Source organism: Acetobacterium sp. UBA5834, from assembly GCF_002435675.1.
Taxonomy (GTDB): domain Bacteria; phylum Bacillota; class Clostridia; order Eubacteriales; family Eubacteriaceae; genus Acetobacterium; species Acetobacterium wieringae.
In genome coordinates, this window is sequence record NZ_DJGY01000060.1 from 1 (window position 1) to 19,898 (window position 19,898).

Consider the following 19,898-nt stretch of genomic DNA (forward strand, 5'->3'; position numbering starts at 1 on the left):
CATCAATGGGTGTTTCAATTTCGACACCATCCCGGATGACAAGCGCCGTTTTAGGTGCCAGACCCATCAGTTTTTTTATCGCTTCGGAAGTTTTCCCTTTGGATACCGCTTCCAGATATTTTCCTAACAGGATCAGGGTAATGATAACTCCAGCGGTTTCAAAGTACAAATCTTCAACTGCCCCGAAATTACCAATGCTGATCTGATAAACCGAATAGAGACTATAGAGAATCGCCGCCGAGGTTCCCATCGCAATCAATGAATCCATATTGGGACTGCGTTGGATGATGGCTTTGAAACCGACACTATAAAAACGGTGGCCAGCGATTATAATTGGAATCACCAGAATAATTTGCACGATGGCGTAGGTCAGCGGATATTGCATCGGCTCCAGAAAGCTGGGAATCGGTAGTCGCAGCCACCAGATCATCGCCCCCATGGCCAGATAAAGCAGCGGAATCCCGAAAGTTGCCGACACGATTAATTTAGTCTTGAGGGTTCGGATTTCTTTTTCCTTCCGCAGTTTGTCTTCATCAATGGCCGTTTTTTTCTCAATTTCCAGCGCCTGATACCCGGCTTTTTCAATGGCCTGGCGAATGGTAGAAAGTTTTATCTGCTGGGTGTCGTAGTGAACGGTGGCTTTTTCCGTTGCCAGATTAACAGTAGCACTGGTGATTCCTTCAAGCTTCCCTAAAACCTTTTCGACCCGAGCCGAACAAGAGGCACAGGTCATCCCGCCAATCGGGATTGTCACTTCACTGATTGTACTGATTTCGACCGTACCGTATCCGGCTTTTTCAATGACTTCATTGATTTTTTGCCGGGAAGCCACGCCCTCATCATATTCTACCGACAGGCTTTCGGTGGCAAAATTCACTGATGCACTGGTTATCCCTGCCATCTTACTGACAACTTTTTCAACTCTGGCGGCACAGGCCGCACAGGTCATGCCTGTTATTTTGATTGTTTCTTTTTTCATAAAATTGCCTCCTTGACTTTCATATATGACTCTTTTTTATTGGCTAATATCATCAACAACGGTAATGGTACTTCCTACCATTCCCATCCAGCAGGAATAATTGATGGTACCGGCCTTGGTCGGTGTAAATTCGACGACATTTTCTCCGGTAATCAGTTTTTGTTCAACACCATAGCTTCGGATCAGCATTTTATTATTGCAGCTATTTAAATCGCCGTCGTTGGCTGTGATGATCCATTTAACCGGTATCCCCGTTTGAACAACAATAGGTTTATAAATGCCCCGATCCAGGGTCGTTGCTACCGTTTGAACCCCATCACTCACTGTGGCTTTAGTTCCGGCATTTGATTTGGCAACGGAACTACTGACACTCTGCTGTTCTGTCGTTTTTTGAGACTCACTGCTTGATTGAGTTTGTGATGAATTAGAATTAACCGCTGTTTCGCCTGCGTTTCCTGAACTTCTGGTACAGCCAGAAAATATAACAATCCCCGTCAGGACGATGGCCAACACGATTCCCCATAAATAATATGATTTTTTCATTTAAATTCTCCTTTTTATACTACCCTTTTAGATAATTACGAAACTACCGTGAGCTTTGCGCCCAGTTTCGCACGAAACAATTTTTACACTGTACGGCGGACAGTTCTCTGAACTGTTCGCCTACACGTTACAAAATTGTTTGTGGAAAATGCACTCAAAGCAACCATTGTTCGGTGCTTTTTCATTTCGCAATTACCTAATACTACCCTTTTTTAGTCTTTACTACCTGTGCTTAATTGACAATTGTGATGGTGCTTTTTATCATCCCCATCCAACAACTATAGGGTACCGTCCCTGTATCCGCTGGCGTGAATTCAATGATATTATCACCGGCCACTAATTTCTTTTCAATATTGTATTTGGGGATCAGAACTTGATTGTTGCAGCCATTAATGTCATTTTCATCCGCCACGATGGTCCATTTGACGGGTACTCCCACTTGGACGGTAATCGGTTCATAACGGTTCGGCGAAAGCTTTGTTGTAATTGTCTGAACCCCCTGGTCGATGGATGTCGTATTACTTTGCTGCACTTCATTCAACGCTGTCACACTACTGGTTAAGGTAGGAAGTGCAATACCCGATAAACTCACGCCATTGCTAAACATAAATACGCCCAATATCAAAACGAGCACGGCGCTGGCCGTCATCATTTTGCTGGTGAATTTTTTACTGAGCAATGAACTGATCGTTCCCAGTCCAAACATCAGCGGCACCGTTCCTAAACTAAATGCCAGCATCGATAAGGCACCCTGGACCGGATCACCGGTGGAAAGTGCATAGAGTTGCATGGCCTGGAGTGGTCCGCAGGGCATTAAGCCGTTTAACAGTCCGACATAGAGCGGGCTGTTGCTTTTTTTCTGTTCATTGATCTTCCTGGCAAAAATCTTGGGCATTCTGGGATTAAACTTACGCAGCCAGGGAAAAAGATTCAGCATATTCAAGCCCATAATCACCATGAACACCCCTGCCATAACAGCGACAATTCCTTTAGCTGTACCGGAAAAGCTGACGACTGATCCCAATGCTCCGACGATCCCGCCCACGATGGTATAGGAAATCACCCGACCGGTATTGTATAAAATGCCGGGCCTGAGATTTGCCGTTTTCTTTTCACTTTTTATACTTACATTGGGAACACATTGAGATAGGTTGATCCCCCCACACATGGCAACGCAGTGAATGGAAGTGAGTAAACCGATTAATAATAGTGCGCCATAACCGACACCCTGTTTTGCCTCTGGAAATGAGTTAAAGATGTTAAAACCGCCAAAGTAATTGATAATCACAAATACAGCAATAATGATGATGCCGATTCCTAAAACTTCATTAATTTTATTTTTCTTTTCAACGGTTTTGTTTTTTTGTTTTTCACCTGCTCGTTTTACATAATAATCCATGCTTTCAATGGTCTGTACAATGGTTGACAGCTTCACACAATCCGGGTCGTATGTAAAACTGACCCGTGAGCGTGTATAACTGGCAGTGACATTTGTTACCCCATCAAGCTTTTTTAGTTTATTCTCAATTCGATTTTCACAATTAACACAGGTCATCCCGCTAACTGAAAATGTCTTTGTCATTGCTTTTTCTTCCATTGGTCATTCTCCTTGTCACTTCTTGTCTGATCCTATCATAACAACAACTTTTGTAGATCTTATGGAGAAGCGAAACGTTAGTCAATGCCTTTTAACCTCTAATTATGAATTAATTTTTAAATCAACTTTCCTTCTTCAAAGCAGAAATATACCAGAGGCTTCTGGAAACACAACCCTTACTGAAGCTTTTTGATTACGACAATCTGGACATAAAAAAAGGCTCTCGATGTTTTTCATCAAGAACCAATGATCAAAAATTATTATTTTTACGGATACACCTCAATCAGCACATCCATAATGCCACCGCAGGCCATCCCCTCGTCTTCGGCCACTTCCCCGGTCATATCAACATGCATGGTTAGAAAGCCGGCCTCTTCACGCAGAAGATCCCGGGCGGCGACGATCACTTCGCCTTCGCTGCAGCCGCCGCCAATGCTACCGAGGCTACGGCCATCGGGCCAGATAATCATTTTAGCCCCAGCCCCCCGGGGAACAGAACCTTTTTTTGAAATGACCGTCACAATCGCCCGTTTGTCAGAGTCATTTTCTGCTAAATTCTTAACCACTTCAAAATCGAAATCGGAATGATTGGTCTTATTGTTCCGATCCGCTTTTTCCGGTTGATGAGCCATTCGCTTCACCTGAATGATCTCAGCAATAATCGAAATGGCAATTTCTTCCGGGGTTACTGCCCCAATTCGTAGCCCGATCGGTGAATAAACCCGGGCGAGTTGTTCATCCGTAAAACCGTCTTCCCGAAACTGAGCCATCAAGCCCTTAACCCGGCGCTTGGACCCGATCATCCCCAGATACTCGGGATTTTTGGTAATCACCTGGCGCAGGCACACTGCATCATGGCGATGCCCCCGGGTGACTACAACGACGTAGTCGGTGTTTTTGACCTGCAGGCGGTCAAAACAGCTATCAAAGCTTTCGCATAATACCCGACTTGCTTCGGGAAAGCGTTGCGCATTGGCAAAAGACGGTCGATCATCGACAACGGTGACCTTAAAGCCGATATCCGCCCCATAACGGGCCAGCGGCTTGGCAATATGACCGCCTCCCAAAATAATCAGCCGACCTTCAGAATAAAAGGGTTCATATAAGACGAAAGCCCCCTCTTCGGTGGTATTAAATTTCGGCAATCCCTGATCAATAACGGCTGTGATCGTTTTTCTGGTTTTTTCATCAAATTGTTCTGTTTGTAAATCGCCATTTCGCAAAACTGATTTTGTAATCGTACGTTTCGTTGTTTCCGGATTTGTTACTCCCCTGGTGCACATAATCACCTGTTTTTCATTTTCCAATTCATTAAGTAGTTTTTGATACGGATTAACCACGTTCTTGTCCCTTTCTGAAACGATCGTCCAACCAGATCTCCCGGGGACGATGACCGATTTCAAGTTGAATTTCATATTTGCTGATTTTGCTGTACAAGGTATTTCTTTGAATACCCAGAGCTGAGGCCGTCTGGCTGATATTGCCCTTATAGAGTTTTAAGACCCGTTTGATATGCTCTTTTTCCATATAGGATAAATCGAGCTGTGCCGGATCAAGATCTTCGAGTCGCTCTTCCCGCAGTTCAATCGGCAGATTTCCGGCAATTGCCGCAAATTGCGCCATTGGACTGGGCTGATCGATATTTTCCGAAAAATACTTATGCGGAAAATCCTCGGTGTTAATGATCAGTTCCACCACATTTTCCAGTTCCCGCACATTACCCGGCCAACTATAGCTTTCCAATATGCGCATGTTTTCATCGGTGATTTCAAATTCTTTCTTTTCATATTTCGCTGACAGATTTTTCATGAAATATTGAAACAAAATGGCAATATCGTGGGTGCGATCGCGAAGTGGTGGCAGATACAGGGGGAGGACGTTGAGACGGTAAAACAGATCCTTCCGGAAACGACCCAGCTCAACTTCTTTTTTGAGATCCTTATTGGTCGCGGCAATAATGCGCACGTCAATGGGAATCGAACGCTGGCTACCAATCCGGGTAATGACGTTTTCCTGCAACACCCGCAGCAATCGGGTCTGCATATCAAGCGGCATCTCGCCGATTTCGTCAAGCATGATCGTACCATTATTGGCCTGTTCAAACTTACCAATGTTGCCGCCTTTCTTAGCCCCGGTATAGGCGCCTTCCTCATAACCAAACAGCTCCGATTCAATCAATTGATTGGGAATTGCCCCACAATTTATGGCCACAAAGGGCTCATCAACCCGTTTGCTGAAATTATGAATGGCCTGGGCAAAGACTTCTTTTCCACAGCCGCTCTCCCCCAAAATCAGAATGGTCGAACGATTGTTGGCGATTTTTTTGGCATACTCTATGGTGCTGACAAAATGGCTGTCAGCACCCATAATTTTGTCAAAAGTGTAATAGGGCTGTTCGGATTTGACGATTTTTTTTGTTTGATCTTCTTTTAAAACAAAGACAATCTCAATACTGTCATCCTGAGGGTTATAAATCGGACTGGCCGTCATCTGGCAATAGAAATGATTCCGCAAGGCTTTAATATTGATAATTCGGTTAACGTGTTTTTCCAAATGAATCGCTTCTTTGATGTTATCCCACTCTTCAATGATTTCGGCGACATTAGTCGCCGACAGTTGTTTGTATTTATTGCCGAATAAATCCATCGCCCGCTGATTATATATTTTAATCCGACCATCCAGATCTGAGGTCAGGATTGCAACCGGCATCGAATTGAAAATCGTTTTGATGTGTTTATTGGTCATATTCTGGAGTCGATTATACTCTTTGACCCGGAGCATTTCTTCGATGGCGTTGGAAGCCGCAATGACCATTCCCAGGGTATGGGGGTGAACCGAATCGGAGTAACCAGTCAGATCGAGGGCACCAATCAGATTGCCGTTGGCGTCTTTAATCGGAGCGCCTGAACAGGTCCAGCGGTGATAGGCCTTGATAAAATGGTCTTTGCCAGACAATTGCACCGGTTCACCCGATTTTATCACCAGCGACATGGCGTTGGTGCCAATACACTCCTCATTCATATAGGCACCGGCAACCATTTTCAGTTCAAAGGCTTCGGTCAGAATTTTTTCGTCACCGATGGCGTTCAAAATACAGCCTTCTTTATCAGTCAGCAAGACAAAAAAATTATTTCCCCTGACAATGCTCATCAGATGCTCCATATAGGGCGAAGCGGTCAGAATCAGATCCCTGTTTTCCGAAAACTTGGCCTGTAACTCTGAATGATCAATCATTTTTTTACTGAAGACCTGATCTTCGGTGATCCCATAGTCGGCACAGCGTTCCTTCGATTGCTTGATAAGGTTTTGATAAATATTCTTATTCATGGTTAATTGTCTCTTTTCATTGATTTTGGCAAATCCATTTTCCACTTTTCTGATTATAGCATAGTTTAAAGCTAGCAGCGTAAGGGATCTTCCATTTGAATACTTCTTTAATTGTTAACCCAAACAGGTTTGCCAGAATAACCCGGATGACTCCGGCATGGGCGAGGATCACGATCGACCTCGTATCGTTTTCTTTTACCATTTCGGCAAATGCCGGTAGCACCCGTTTCTGTAAAGCTACAAAACTTTCGCCAGCTGGCGGTGCAAAAACATCCAACTCCCGACCCCGCTGTTCATAACTCCCGGGATAATGCTCTTCAATCTCTGCGAAGGACTTTCCGTCCCAATCGCCCATATTGATCTCTTGTAACGCTTCGATTGTAAACCGGGGGATCGAGCGTTCGCCCAAGAGAATGTCCAAAGTTGCGACACAGCGGCAAAGCGGGCTGGTATAGGCGCAATCCAGGGAAATTTGCTTAAACTGTTCCTGAAGTGTTTGCGCCTGCTTCATACCTTCCGGTGATAGGGGCAGATCCAATTGGCCAATATAGGTTTTTTCGTTTTTTAGTTCAATCTGACCATGCCGAACTAAATATATCTGGGTTTCCATTTAACAGCCCTTTCTGAATGCTTTCATCTGACTTGCGTATTACCACGTTAGTTCTTTCGATTAGATTATTTTATCCGATCATCCTTTGGATTTTCTGCAAAATAATCTCGGCATTGTGATAGCGCCGAGTTATTTTTTCAAGCGCCTGCGGATTATCGTGATAAGCCTGAAAGACCATGTTTTTTCGTGTCGTCAGATCGATCAACTGATCATCTTTAACCAGCTTATCGGCCAGATAAAGGATTTCGCTTTCCGTAATGGCGGTATCCGCTTCGACTAAAATATCCATATGATCAGCAATGATTGCCCCCACTTTTGGATAACCCAAATCTCTTAAGATCTCGCCGCCTTTTACCGCGTGGTTTTTTTCGCTTTTGGCAAGATCATGAAGCAGGGCGGCAGCCTGAAGTACCGGTCGATTAAGGGTTTCCCCTTTATCAATTAATTGATCCACCAAATCAGTGGCTGTCTGTTTGACTTTTTGACAATGCCGACGAATATTCTCAGGCAATTTATGCTTCTCCCATATGGCATAGCATTCGCATAAATTAGGGGCTTTCAGGGCGTCGTAGATTAACAACGCCTCATAATCCGCCCGGGTATCCATATCCATTAAAATCGCTTCATCGATCAGAGGGAGTTCCGCTGCATCGGCTTCATATAAGGCCAGCAGCCTTTTAAGCCCACCGCCTTGTTTATTATCCAGAATCGCGCTCCGGTACTTTATATTAATCAGTGGCGGATGCCCCCGCTCACCTAAAAAGCTGGGATAGATAATGCCTTTGCCGAGCCGCGGTGATGCTGCCATCAGATCCTTGACCGATTCCCGCTTGATCAACGGAATGTCTACTGGATGAATAAAAAAGGCCTCAATTTCGTCGTTCAGTTGAGTGACGCCAGTAACAATGGAGGTATACATCCCCTCAGCAAAGTTCTCATTGACCACGACATCCAGTGGCTGATTGTCAAAATAGGGGCGGATTTCATCCGCCCGGTGGCCCAGAACCAGAATGATCTGATCGATACCGGCCTGCTGATAAAGGTCCACCACCCGTTCCACTGCCGTTTGCCGGCCGAATTTTAGCAGCGGCTTGAATCCGTCCATCCGTGAAGAATAGCCTGCCGCAATAATAATAACGCCATACTTTTGCTTTTTCAATTTGGGTACCGCCTGACTTGAATCATTTCCGCCACAATACTAACGGCAATCTCCTCCGGGGTATCGGCATAAATGTTCAAACCAATGGGATTGTGCACCCGTTCCAGATCGCTGTATGAAAAGCCCATCTCCAGCAGCCCCTGATAGATATGATTGCGTTTGTTTTTGCTGCCGAGCATCCCGATGTATTTAGCCTCGGTTTGCAACATCTGGGCTAACACATCTTTGTCATCCGAATGGCCTCTGGTTACAATTACCACATAGGAATATTGGTTGATGCTGATCTGGTTTTCGATATTTTCAAAACCCGGGATCACTAGTACCTCATCAACCGTGTTAAATCGCTGGCGATTGGCAAACTCTTCCCGGTCATCAAGCACCGTGACATAAAAACCAACAACTTTACATAATTCAGCCAGAACCTTACCAATGTGACCACCGCCGATAATGCAGACATTCTCATGGTTAAAATAAGGTTCGACATAAAAACCTGCGGCTTGTAAAAAAGCCTGCTGATATTTCAATTGATAAAAATTCAGGCGGATCTCTTTAACCAGGTTGTGGACTTCATCACTTTCCGATCCCCAAAAACCAGTTTCAGTGCAGACCCATTTTTCCAGTCGTCCATTTTCATGGCTCATCTGCGGTATCTTGATAATTGTCACAAAGTCTGTCTTGGTATCAATCAATTTGATCAGTTCATCATAAAATACCTGCGTTTGCGCATCCCACCAATCAATGTACTCCAGGAGGATTTTTAAATCACCACCGCAAACCAGTCCCGGTGAAGCTTTATCCTTACTGTTAAGCCGAAACGTTTCAATCTGATAATAGTTATCCTTGAGAACCCTGGCGGCGGTGCGAATCACCATTGCTTCCACCAGACCACCGCCGATTGAGCCTTCGGTTGACAGATCCTCTCTGATCATCATTTTTGCACCTTCATTACGGGGAGCTGATCCCGATTTTTCGAGAATGGTCGCCAGCACAAAATTCTCTTTCTGGTCTTTTGCTTCTTTTATTTGCCTGATCAGATTATTCACTGCTGCTCTCCTTTCGCCAGTCCCTGATTTTTCGCTTGACCATGCTGTTCACCAGTTGATCCGGTTTCTGCAACGGACTTCTTTCGACTTCAATACGTATCGCTGAATCGTAGTTTTTTAGAAGATGTGCTTGCACGCACTTTTGCAGTTGCGCTTCTTTTACTTTGGCGGTTTCGTTTTGATAAAACGAAACCTCAATCAGGAGGGTCTGATCGTCTTTAATGGTGACCTGATAATCAATCAGGTCTTCATCGGCCAAGAGTATTTCCTCCAGCTCTTTGAGATCAAAAGTGACATCGCCAGCCAATTGGATTCGATTCCTTAGCCGTCCGCTAACTTTTTTCATGGTTCTTAAAAAGCTGCCGCATTGACAGGCGTCGACTGAAAACGCCCCAATATCGCCAGTGCGATAGCGAATCAAGGGCATCGCCTGGCGATTAAAGGTCGTAAAGACAATCTCACCTTCGCTGCCATCGGCCACCGCCTTTCCGGAAACCGGATCGATAATTTCAAAATATAAATCGCCCTCCCGGAGATGATAGCCATTTAGCGCCTGACACTCGACCCCACCGCCGTAACCCATTTCAGTCATCCCATAATGGTTAAAAACCTGGCAGCCAAACTTCCGGTTAAGCTCAATAACCAGTGCCTGCGGGACGTAGTCAGTACTGAGCAGAACTTTTTCGATGTGCTTAAAGCTCGCCGCTTTGCTGCGACTGAGATATAAAACCTGAATCGGAATGCCGACGATGCAATTAATCTCATTTTCGATCATCGTCTTTTCGACCGCCTCCAGATCGTTGAGTAGTCCATAAACAACACAGTATGTCCCGGTGCGATCAAGGGCTTTTTTTAACAAATCACCAATGGTCCCGTAGGCTTGTCCCGGCAGTAAAACCATTACCCGATCGGTGTTGTCTATTAACGAACGCATCCCGTAATCGAAAAAATCCACCGTTTTTTGGAGATCGGCCTCTGTAAAAAAAATCCGCTTCTTCGGGCCACTGGTTCCCGAGGTATTTAAAGTAACTATCCGGGCAATTTGCGATTGGGGCACACATAAAAAATCAAAGGGATTATTTTTGATATCCTCGGCTCTTGTTAACGGAAGTTGCTCAAACTGCTCCCAGGATTTAATTTTCCGGGGATCGATGCTTTCCAGCTGCTTTTGATAAAACCGGCTGTTATCCTTGGCATAGCTAAGCGTTTCAAGCACTTTTTCCAGCTGATAGCTCTTGAGCGCATCAGGATTTTCCGGGGAGATGCCGGTTCGTTTGATGATCCAGTTTTCCAATGGTGTCTTTTTCATAAAATCCTCACTGTTGGCGATAGATGGCATGCCCGTTTTTATCGGTCAGGTTATACATGCAAAAAGGGATCAGCTGGCCCTGCGGGTTAACAACATGAATGCAGCAGTCCTTAACCCGATTAAGATCGAGATTCCAGACATCCTGAAAAGCCATCGCTGACAGGCTGAACGAATGGCGGTTAATCTGCTCGAGAATCGCATCCCAGCCATCTTTTGCTGGTACTGCAATGCTTTTTTTAATGCCATCGTCCTGTGGTTCTGACCCGGCGCCGGACCACTTCCGAACCACATGGGCTTTTGCCTTTCGGGCACCCTCTTCGGCTTTTTCTCCCCCACAGCATTTTGCGCCACCGCCCTGGGCGATCAGCTCCCCGTTTTCCGAAACCGTATAATTCCCATGAAACGAACACCGGGCATTTTCGCAGCCGGGCGGACTGAAACTGTCTTTACGGATCCGCCGCTGGGTTTGGACTTCGATTTTATCGATCAAGTCGCCTAGAGTCAATCTTTTCTGTTCATCCGGCAGGTTTGGAATCCGACCAAAATAACTGGCGGGCTGCATATGCACGCCTTTAACCGTTGGCGCCCATTCCAATCCAAAATTGATAATGTTCCCGAGATCGGAATCGTTGACTTCCCTAACCAGGGTCGGCACCAACACGACTCCAATATTATATCGCTGACAATTTTTTATTGCCTTGATCTTGGTTGCCAATAATGGTTTGCCTCGGAGTTTTTTATAAATCTCATCATTGGTGCCATCAAATTGCAGAAACACCGAGTTGAGTCCGGCATTTTTTAAGGCACTGACATACGCTTCATCCTCACCCATGCGGATGCCATTGGTATTGATTTGAATAAAGGAAAAGCCGATCTCATGCCCAATTCTGATAATTTCTGGTAGATCATCCCTTAAAGTGGGCTCGCCGCCGGAGAGCTGGATATTGCAATTGCCCGAGGTGTCCATCGCACTCTGATACATCCGTCTGATCGTTTCAAGATCAAGATCCACCTCGGTATTGCCATTGGCGTTGGCAAAACAAAAGGAACAATTGAGATTACAGCGCTGGGTGACCTCAATCAGTGCCGTGCAGGTATGCTGGCGATGGTCGGCACAAAGGCCGCAATCGAAGGGACAGCCATTTTCGACCACTGTATTCGGTTTTTTGATGGTGGCCGGGATTTTATTGCGCACCCACTTTTCAATCGGAATACTGCCCCGCCACAGCAGCGCTTTGAAGCGACCATGTTCCGGACAGGATTTCTCCATCCAGGTTTCATTATTTTCAGACCAGATGAGCGCATTTATTTTCTTAAGGCAAACCGGGCAAAGGCTTTCAGTCATCGAAATGATTCGCTTCATTTTTTCTACATCTCTCGATTCCCAAATGTATAGCCATTCTCCTGAAGGATCTCGACCACCTTTTCAAAGCTTTCCAGCAGCGTATCGCCACATTTCACCGGATAAGCCTGGTTGTTTTCATCGGTAAAGCGATAAACACCGATCAGATCGAGACATTCGGTGCTTTCAAAGCGCTCTTCAAACCAGTCCATGTAGGCTTTAACCATTGTGCCAAAATTATCCTGGGTATATTCCCGGGCTTTGCCCTTACCGGCATACAAGCCAATCACACCAATGCCGCCGGTTAAAACGCCACAGGTTTTCTGATTGCCGCCAATACCATTACACAAACCATTCATCACCCGGATCAGGTCGTCATTTTCGATCTCTTCCATATCCAGTGCCAGCTTCATCATAATCTGACTGCAACAATAACCTTCCGTCCCCAGTCGATACAGTTCAAATTTCAGTTCATCCATTTTTACTCCACCTTTCTTGCGATCATCATAAAGTAACCCGGTTTGCACATTTTTAGGGCGTCCTGGAAGCCAGCCGCACAGGCCCCTCCGGTTTTTAACCAGAATGCCTGCATCGAACCGAATTCAAAGATCGTTTTGACCAGCAACTGCCTGAGCAATTCACTGTGATCTTCCAGCAAGACAGTCTCAAAACCGGCGTCAGTGAGATCCATCTGCAATTGTTTTAAATCGTATAATCCCCGCATGCAGCTCGTAAACTGATGGGTCTTGATCCCTTCAAGCGCTTCCGGATTTCTAGCATAAACATCGGTAATAAAAAACACTCCTTGGGGTTTCATCACCCGATAGACCTCCTTCAGTACTACCGGAAGATCGGTCATCAACGACAGCGTACATTCGGATAACACCCCTTGGAAGCTCTCGTCCGGGCAGGGAATCGCTTCCCCGCTGCCGAGGAGAAATTCTTTATCCGGATTATTTTTCCGGGCTGTTGCCAGCAGTTTTTGGGAGGGATCAAGCCCCACCACTGTCAGCCCATATTTCTGTTCCAGATAACTGACGGTCGCACCCGTTCCACAGCCGAGATCCAGCAATAAATCAGCGGCACTCCAGCGACAACCGGCCACACCCCTGTCGGTTAAAGCAAAGCCCCCCGGCCGCAGCGTTCCACCCAAAAGTTCCGACATTTCCGGACTTTCATAGGCACAGTTCCCTGACACCTATTTATCCTCCAGTCCTTCTTCGACTTCCTTCATTTTGCCCAGCGCCAGCGCTTCATCAATGAATACCTGGTGACAGCTGGGACATTTGGGCAGATCCACTTCAAAGTTTCCTTCCATATACCTTACCTTGACCTTGGTTAATTCCAGTTCCTGCTGGCATTTATCACAACGCCATGCTGTTTGGTCAGTACTCTCATGTTTCATCTTATTCCTCCACTATTTCCATGCGATGACTGTAGACGCTTTTTAAGATATAGTCATTTTCTTCTTTTTCGTATTTCACCCAAAAGGTAACGTTGTCACGTCGCAGCCTGGCCAGATATTCTCCGGTTTCGGGATTGCAGAAACGTTCGTTATTTTCTTCGGCATTTTTAAGCACCGCCTGGATATCTTCTGATAAGATATAACGGTCTTCGATTTTCTGTTTAACATCATCGGGGATAATCAGTTTAAATTGGTCTTCCATCATGGTTTCCTCAGGTTCCTCTCGCCAGATTTCTTTTAATAAGATTTGCTTAACCCGACTGCGGTTGTCATGGCGTTCTGACAGGGTTGGCATCTTGCGAGTAGCCGCTTCGCCATCAGCTTTGGGATAGATCAGATCCAGCAAATGGTAGGTGCGTTTGCCGCCGGATACAAACAGATCCTTGCACATGGCACAGTAAACCAGCAGATCATTCTCGCTTTCGCCGATGCGTTCAGAAACAAAGGCGTTGGATTGTTCACGGTTGGCGTAATAAACCAGTCCGCCGTAGCCGCAGCATTTTGTTTTTTCTTTGGTGTATTCCAATTCCTCAATGCCATAACCGAGTTTGGCAACAATTTTTCGGACACTCTCATGGAGGTCACTGTTTTCCCGGGTTCCACAGGCATCATGAATACTGAGTGTCTGGGGGGTTTTAATGTGATCTTTGTTCGGCAAACCTTCTCTGACATAAATATCCCAGAGTGATTCCACTTTAATTTCCGGCAAATATTTTTCAAAAATCCGCATACAGCTGGAACAGGCCAGAATAAAGGTGGGGTGTTCCATTTCTGCCCAAACCTTTTTGATGGCTTGGATATTTTCGTTCATCAGGTCTTTTTGTCCGCCCCAATCAGCCGGTGCCCCGCAACAGCCCAGATAAATACCGACATCGCCCTGCACATGGCCAACCAGGTATTCATAGATACTCTTAATATCATCCGGATAGGAGGCTGGTAACTGACAGCCGGGATAGAAGAGATATGCGGTTTTTCCGGTTCCCTTGTATAAGCCTTTGACATAATCTGAAAAAGAAATCAGCGGATAATAAAACAGATCTTTGGATTCCTCTTTGCTGGGTTGTTTGCGCACCAGCGAAAACCGGGAACTGTTGGAAAAAGCCATATCTTTCAAGGCAAAGTCGTGGGCCGAGGCTGGCATTTTACCACGTTCCACCATACTTTCACGGGTTTCATGGATAACATCACTCATGCTGATATCGAGAAAACATTCTTCCTTACAGAGGCCGCATTCAGCGCAGGAATTAATCATCTTATTGGCATAGTGCGTGCCTAAAATAATCCGTTCGCTGTGATTGATCTGACGGATATAGGCATCTGGGGACATTTCGAATTTCCGCAGGTGGACACAGCCCTCAATGCATTTGCGACACTGACATTTGACGCAGCGTTTGGCCTCGGCCATGGCTTCATCCTGGCTATAAATGGCGGCTGATTTTAAAATCGGAGCTAACGGTTCTTTGCCGCAGATATCAAAGTGCAACGGTGTTTCAAAAGCCCCTTCTCGTTCCCGGGAATCCGTCAGGGATACCTTTGACAAAAAGCGTTCGATGGAAATAGCCGCCCGTCGTCCCGAGCTGGCTGAGAAAATCACCGATTCGCTTTGATTAACGAGACTCCCGCCAACAAACAGAGCCGACTCATCCGCCTGGAAGGTGAGCGGATTCCATTTAATTTCTTCTTCCCAGGCCGCGGTTCCCAGATAAACCGCATCATAGGTAGCCAGCAATTCACTTAATTTATTTTTATCGACGATTGTTTCAAAATGAATGGGTATTTTTTTATCAGCAATCGTCTTTAATTCTTGTTGCAGTACTTCTTCGGTCAGGGAGTCGCCCACAAAATCCCACAGCCGTCCCCCTAATCGATTGGTTTTTTCATAGATTGTTACGACATAACCCTTTTTGTCCAGATCCACAGCGGCGGTTAAACCACTTAATCCCCCACCAACGACGGCCACCTTGCCTTTATTCTTTGGTAGCGGCCAGACTTTCTTCGGCTTGTAGGTACCATACTCCAGTACCGCTTTTTCAAGATCAGAGATCCGGATCGAACCGCCAGCTTTACTCCGTTCACAGGGCGCTTCACAGGGATGATCGCAGATTCGCCCAAGAATTTTGTGAAAGGGCATTTTCTTTTCCATCAGTTTATAGGCATTCTGGAAATTTCCTTGTTCTATTTCTGCTAAAAAATCAATAATTTCCAGATGAACCGGACAATTTGCCGTACAGGTTGGGGGTTCCTTGTGAATACACCGATCTCCGGTTGCTAATAATTTATCCAAATTCATAGTTGCTCTCCTAACTCTCTTCAATACAATCGCTCATCCACAGACAAATAAACATCAGTCACTTTGATGTCTGTTCCTATGAATAATTGGTGACACAATTCATTCATAGAAACAAACACCGAAGTCCATTTTAACATATTTTTAAATATAAAATAGGAATTGAAAGCTTAGAAGCTTTCAATTCCTGAGATTGTCGATAACTACCGTACCGATCAATTGTTAATCTGTTGTTCGCTGCGCCATGCGAAATTCGCTTTGCTCCTTTCGCATTGGTCGTGGGCAGTCGCCAACTACAAGCAAGCTTGTGATTGGCTCGTTGCCTGCGCGAAAATCGGACAGGCTACGCCGTGTCCGCTCCGATGCGTACAACATGATGTAACAATTGTCGGTCCTAGTTTATCTTTTTTGACAGTCCGATAGACTTGGCTTGCTTATTTTAAGGCTTCTAAACCTTCAAGTACTTTTTCTGGATAAGCTGGTAAATGTTTGATACGAACGCCACAGGCATTGAAAATCGCATTAGCGATGGAAGCATGTGGTGCTGACAATGGCATTTCACCAGAACCTGCAGCGCCATATGGTCCTAATGGTCGTGGTGTTTCCTGATGAATCAGAACGATTTCGTCGGGAACATCCTTGACTTGCGGAATACCACAACCGGTTAAGGTTGTGTGTTTTTTCAGATCTTCAAAGTCTTCGCTTAAAGCTAAACCGATCCCCTGGGTTAAACCGCCCCATAACTGTCCTTCAAGAACTGTTTTATTAGTAATGGTTCCACAGTCAGATACCAGCGTTAATTTATCCACATGGGTTTTACCGGTGGTGGTATCAACCGATACTTCTGACAATAATACCCCATACATATAAACTGGGAATGGATTTCCCTGGCTGGTTTCAACTGATGGTGCTGTACATGGTGCGGTCCAAACGCCTTCATAACGTAATGGCAAGCCTTCGGCGACCATTTCATCATAGGTTCTATAAGTACCATCGGCCTTTTTCATAGCGGCCAGTAAGTTTTCACAACCGACTTTGATGGCATTACCAGTCATAACATTGGAACGACTTCCGCCAGCTGGTCCACTGTTTGGTGTCAGCTTCATGTTATTCATAACCAGTTTGATTTGTTCTGGTTTGATTCCTAACGGTCTTAATGTTTCGTGAGCAAAGGTCAATGTACCCATATCAGCACCCTGGCCATGGTCTTCCCATGAATCGCCGACAATAACACCGTCTTTGGTTAATTCAATCCACATTTCTGAGGAGTCTGGGCCGTCAAGACCACAACCGTAAATATTTAATGAGATCCCAACACCATGTTTAATGTCTCCGCCTTCAGCATTTAATGCTTCTGCTTTGGCTTTGGCTGCCTGATAAATTGGTCGAATGGTGTCAATTGCCTGTGGTAAAGCAATAACATCTGGCTCACAACCATTTGGTGTTGTGTCGCCTTCTCGGTAGACATTCTTATAACGGAGTTCCAGTGGATCTTCGCCCATTTGATATGCCAGCATATCAATCAGAGTTTCAGAAGCAAATAAACTCTGTGGTGAGCCGTAGCCTCTAAAAGCGGAACCCCAGGCATGGTTGGTGGCAACAGTTCGGCCTTCACCACGGATATTAGGAATATTGTAACCAGCACCAATAAACTGCGAACCACGGGTGGTTACCAGATCGCCAAATTCACAGTAGGGACCATGATCAACTGACCAATCAGTTTCCATTGCTTTTAAGATACCATTTTCATCAGCTCCCATTTTTACATTCATAAAGAATGGTGAACGTTTTCCGGTGTAGGTGATTTGTTGGTACATATTAAATTCCAGGTATACCGGTCGTTTGGTAACCAGAGCGGCTACACCCAATAAACCTTCGATGGTGGGGCTGAATTTATAACCAAATGTTCCCCCTGTCGGGTTCTGAACGATGAAGTATTTAGTCGGATCAACGCCAATGGCTTCAGCAGTCATTAACTGGTGAAAGTGGAGAGCGATACTCTTAGAATGAACCATCAGGTTATCTTCTTCATCAAAGTAGGCAAATCCGACGTCTGGCTCGAGTGGTAAATGGGGTTGACGGCCAACATAGAAGTCATCTTCAATAACATTTGGTAGTTTTTCCATTAATGGAGCTGTTTCATCACCCTTGACAACATTAGTTGTAAAATAAATGTTTGGTGTACCCGGATGAATTTCAATGGCATCTTCAGCCATAGCAGCTGGTGCACTCATGTAAGGTAGCAATTCTTCAATTTCGACCACTACTTTGGCGGCTGCTGCTTCAGCCTGTTCGGGTGTATCGGCCAATACCATTGCAATGGCATCGCCAAACTGGAAGATTTTCTTGTCATTTAAGATTGGTCGTTCCAGCCCATCGCCTAAGTTCTGTGGGAAGGCCAAACCGTTAATGCGGTTGGTTCCGGGCACATCTTTAGCGGTGATAACTTTGAAGACACCTTCCATTTTTTCTGCTTCTGAGGTATCAACAGAAATAATGTTAGCATGGGAAACCTGAGCCTGAACCAATTTGATGTGTAAGGTGTTTTCAGGCAGTTTTAAGCCTAAATCGGCACCAAAGTCCCAGGTACCGGTAACTTTTGCCAGTGCTGAAGGACGAGCCATGGTTGAACCCATGATGGAAGCACCTTCTTTTAACTGGAACCACAGATCTTCTTTGGTGATTTCACCACGCATCAATTTAGCAGCATCCATAACCGCATCAACGATGGGGATATAGCCGGTACAACGACAAACATTTCGATGTTTCTGGAACCACGCTCTGACTTCTTCTCGGGTTGGGCTGGCGTTTTCTTCTAATAACGCTTTAGCTGACACGATAAAGCCAGGTGTACAGAAACCACACTGAGCCGCGCCATTAACCATCCATGCCAACTGCAATGGATGCAGGTTATCGTGGGTTCCAACGCCTTCGATGGTGATGATTTCAGACTCATCGTCAACTTTTTTCATCTTGGTTACGCAAGACCTTACCACCTTGCCATTTAAAATAACTGAACAGGCACCGCATTCCGCTTTGCCGCAGCCAACCTTTGCTCCGGTTAAGCCCTGTTGTTTTCTGATTAAATTTGCTAGGGTTGTTTCCGGATCAACAATGACCGTCCTTTGAATCCCGTTAATGAACAATGTCTTTTTTTCCACGTGAAATCCTCCTTAAATTATAAAAACTAAACCTATATATGGATGCTAAAATCAGCCCTTACCAAATCCACAATTGGGATAATGACAGTCCGGACAAGCGGAACATAATCCGCCGTGTCCCAATTTTGATATGTCTTTGGGGGTTAATTTTTCGCCGACCATCAACTTTGGTACCACCAAATCAAAAACCGTACGGTGGCTGTACATAATGCAACCGGGTAAACCTAAAACCGGAATCTCTCCCAGATATGAAAGTAAGAACATCGCACCCGGTAAGGTCGGGGCCCCATAGGAGACAAATTCGGCTCCGGTTTTTCTAATTCCATCCGGGGTGACGTCATCCGGGTCCACCGACATACCGCCCGTTACGGTAACAATATCAGCTCCTTCTTCGATTAATCCCAGAATACACTGGGCAATCATGTCCGAATCGTCCCTAGAAAAAACCTGTTTAAAAACTTCCGAATCAAGTTCTGCAAATTTTTCTCTGATCACATCACCAAACTTGTCTTCAATCCGGCCATAAAAAATCTCATTGCCGGTGGTAACCACCCCGACCTTGAATTTTTTTAGTGGCAGCACTTCGACAATCGGTTTACTTTTTGCACACAATTCTTCCATTTTGATCAATTTTTCATTTTCAATCGATAGCGGGATGATCCGGGTCGATCCGACCAGCGTCCCTTTGGTTACCATGGTATCGGTATGCAGGGTGGCCATCATCATTTCACCCAATTCGTTGATTTCCTGAAGAACAGGTACATTAATTTTAAGCAAACCGGATTGCGTCGCCGTCATTGTTACTTTTCCTTCAGAAGTCCCGACATATTCAACGCCGATTCCTGCTGCCGCTTTCCCAAGTCGCAATGCCGCATCATCTTCGTGGATGGTTCCATCATTGAATTCAATAATGGCAATGTGTTCTTTTCCCATGTTCAACAATCGGGGAATGTCTTCTTCATGCACAATATGCCCCTTCTTGAATGCTGCTCCTTTAAACTCCCCAGGGATGATCTGGGTCATATCATGTGCCAGGAACATACCCACTGATTCACGAACAGGTACTACCTTCATAT

At 45.3% G+C, this 19,898-nt stretch carries 16 protein-coding genes; all 16 read right to left on the reverse strand.

All coding sequences use genetic code 11. From position 1 onward, the window contains the following. Window positions 1–979: heavy metal translocating P-type ATPase (locus tag B3F51_RS11595; RefSeq protein WP_286947216.1), on the reverse strand; the 979-nt coding region annotated here is incomplete at its 3' end. 36 nt (window positions 980–1,015) lie between these two features. Beyond that, window positions 1,016–1,522, reverse strand: coding sequence for a hypothetical protein (locus B3F51_RS11600; protein ID WP_286947217.1), 507 nt, complete (start codon window positions 1,520–1,522; stop codon window positions 1,016–1,018). A 232-nt stretch (window positions 1,523–1,754) separates the two neighbouring features. After that, window positions 1,755–3,119: a sulfite exporter TauE/SafE family protein gene (locus B3F51_RS11605; protein ID WP_286947219.1), complete on the reverse strand. Its 1,365-nt coding sequence runs from the start codon at window positions 3,117–3,119 to the stop codon at window positions 1,755–1,757. Between the two features lie 266 nt (window positions 3,120–3,385). After that, the gene (locus B3F51_RS11610) at window positions 3,386–4,459 is read right to left on the reverse strand and encodes an XdhC family protein (RefSeq protein WP_286947222.1); all 1,074 of its coding nucleotides are present in this window, start codon (window positions 4,457–4,459) and stop codon (window positions 3,386–3,388) included. Further along, window positions 4,452–6,446 (reverse strand): sigma-54-dependent Fis family transcriptional regulator, encoded by a 1,995-nt coding sequence (locus B3F51_RS11615; RefSeq protein ID WP_286947224.1) that lies wholly within the window; start codon window positions 6,444–6,446, stop codon window positions 4,452–4,454. The genes B3F51_RS11610 and B3F51_RS11615 overlap by 8 nt, the downstream gene beginning before the upstream one ends. 16 nt (window positions 6,447–6,462) lie before the next feature. Continuing rightward, window positions 6,463–7,056 (reverse strand): histidine phosphatase family protein, encoded by a 594-nt coding sequence (locus B3F51_RS11620; protein ID WP_286947226.1) that lies wholly within the window; start codon window positions 7,054–7,056, stop codon window positions 6,463–6,465. Window positions 7,057–7,126: 70 nt separating this feature from the next. Further along, complete coding sequence (locus tag B3F51_RS11625) at window positions 7,127–8,215, reverse strand: DVU_1551 family NTP transferase (protein ID WP_286947228.1); 1,089 nt, start codon at window positions 8,213–8,215, stop codon at window positions 7,127–7,129. Next, window positions 8,212–9,258 (reverse strand): XdhC family aldehyde oxidoreductase maturation factor, encoded by a 1,047-nt coding sequence (locus B3F51_RS11630; protein WP_148636329.1) that lies wholly within the window; start codon window positions 9,256–9,258, stop codon window positions 8,212–8,214. The genes B3F51_RS11625 and B3F51_RS11630 overlap by 4 nt, the downstream gene beginning before the upstream one ends. Beyond that, complete coding sequence (locus B3F51_RS11635) at window positions 9,251–10,567, reverse strand: DVU_1553 family AMP-dependent CoA ligase (protein WP_286947230.1); 1,317 nt, start codon at window positions 10,565–10,567, stop codon at window positions 9,251–9,253. Before B3F51_RS11635 ends, B3F51_RS11630 begins: the two co-directional genes overlap by 8 nt. A 7-nt stretch (window positions 10,568–10,574) precedes the next feature. Next, window positions 10,575–11,930 carry a radical SAM (seleno)protein TrsS gene (gene trsS / locus B3F51_RS11640; RefSeq protein WP_286808573.1) on the reverse strand — a complete coding sequence of 452 codons (1,356 nt, stop codon included), beginning with the start codon at window positions 11,928–11,930 and terminating at the stop codon, window positions 10,575–10,577. A 5-nt stretch (window positions 11,931–11,935) separates the two neighbouring features. Next, window positions 11,936–12,388: a DVU_1555 family C-GCAxxG-C-C protein gene (locus B3F51_RS11645; protein WP_070372326.1), complete on the reverse strand. Its 453-nt coding sequence runs from the start codon at window positions 12,386–12,388 to the stop codon at window positions 11,936–11,938. 2 nt (window positions 12,389–12,390) lie between these two features. Continuing rightward, window positions 12,391–13,107, reverse strand: a complete 717-nt coding sequence (gene trsM / locus B3F51_RS11650; RefSeq protein WP_286947232.1) for a DVU_1556 family methyltransferase — start codon at window positions 13,105–13,107, stop codon at window positions 12,391–12,393. Then, window positions 13,108–13,314: a DVU_1557 family redox protein gene (locus B3F51_RS11655; RefSeq protein WP_286947234.1), complete on the reverse strand. Its 207-nt coding sequence runs from the start codon at window positions 13,312–13,314 to the stop codon at window positions 13,108–13,110. It lies immediately after the preceding gene. Window position 13,315: 1 nt separating this feature from the next. Then, window positions 13,316–15,664, reverse strand: coding sequence for a pyridine nucleotide-disulfide oxidoreductase/dicluster-binding protein (locus B3F51_RS11660; protein WP_286947236.1), 2,349 nt, complete (start codon window positions 15,662–15,664; stop codon window positions 13,316–13,318). A 431-nt stretch (window positions 15,665–16,095) separates the two neighbouring features. Further along, window positions 16,096–18,822 (reverse strand): molybdopterin-dependent aldehyde oxidoreductase, encoded by a 2,727-nt coding sequence (locus tag B3F51_RS11665; protein ID WP_286947239.1) that lies wholly within the window; start codon window positions 18,820–18,822, stop codon window positions 16,096–16,098. Between the two features lie 51 nt (window positions 18,823–18,873). Beyond that, window positions 18,874–19,896: a molybdopterin-binding protein gene (locus B3F51_RS11670; RefSeq protein WP_286947241.1), complete on the reverse strand. Its 1,023-nt coding sequence runs from the start codon at window positions 19,894–19,896 to the stop codon at window positions 18,874–18,876. Window positions 19,897–19,898 lie beyond the last annotated feature (2 nt).

Excerpts from the sequence above, each read along its gene's own strand:
- B3F51_RS11615 (WP_286947224.1), bottom strand. The coding sequence starts at position 6,446 with ATGAATAAGAATATTTATCAAAACCTTATCAAGCAATCGAAGGAACGC.
- B3F51_RS11600 (WP_286947217.1), bottom strand. The coding sequence starts at position 1,522 with ATGAAAAAATCATATTATTTATGGGGAATCGTGTTGGCCATCGTCCTG.
- B3F51_RS11645 (WP_070372326.1), bottom strand. The coding sequence starts at position 12,388 with ATGGATGAACTGAAATTTGAACTGTATCGACTGGGGACGGAAGGTTAT.
- B3F51_RS11660 (WP_286947236.1), bottom strand. The coding sequence starts at position 15,664 with ATGAATTTGGATAAATTATTAGCAACCGGAGATCGGTGTATTCACAAG.
- B3F51_RS11620 (WP_286947226.1), bottom strand. The coding sequence starts at position 7,056 with ATGGAAACCCAGATATATTTAGTTCGGCATGGTCAGATTGAACTAAAA.
- B3F51_RS11635 (WP_286947230.1), bottom strand. The coding sequence starts at position 10,567 with ATGAAAAAGACACCATTGGAAAACTGGATCATCAAACGAACCGGCATC.
- B3F51_RS11605 (WP_286947219.1), bottom strand. The coding sequence starts at position 3,119 with ATGGAAGAAAAAGCAATGACAAAGACATTTTCAGTTAGCGGGATGACC.
- trsS (WP_286808573.1), bottom strand. The coding sequence starts at position 11,930 with ATGAAGCGAATCATTTCGATGACTGAAAGCCTTTGCCCGGTTTGCCTT.
- B3F51_RS11655 (WP_286947234.1), bottom strand. The coding sequence starts at position 13,314 with ATGAAACATGAGAGTACTGACCAAACAGCATGGCGTTGTGATAAATGC.
- B3F51_RS11670 (WP_286947241.1), bottom strand. The coding sequence starts at position 19,896 with ATGAAGGTAGTACCTGTTCGTGAATCAGTGGGTATGTTCCTGGCACAT.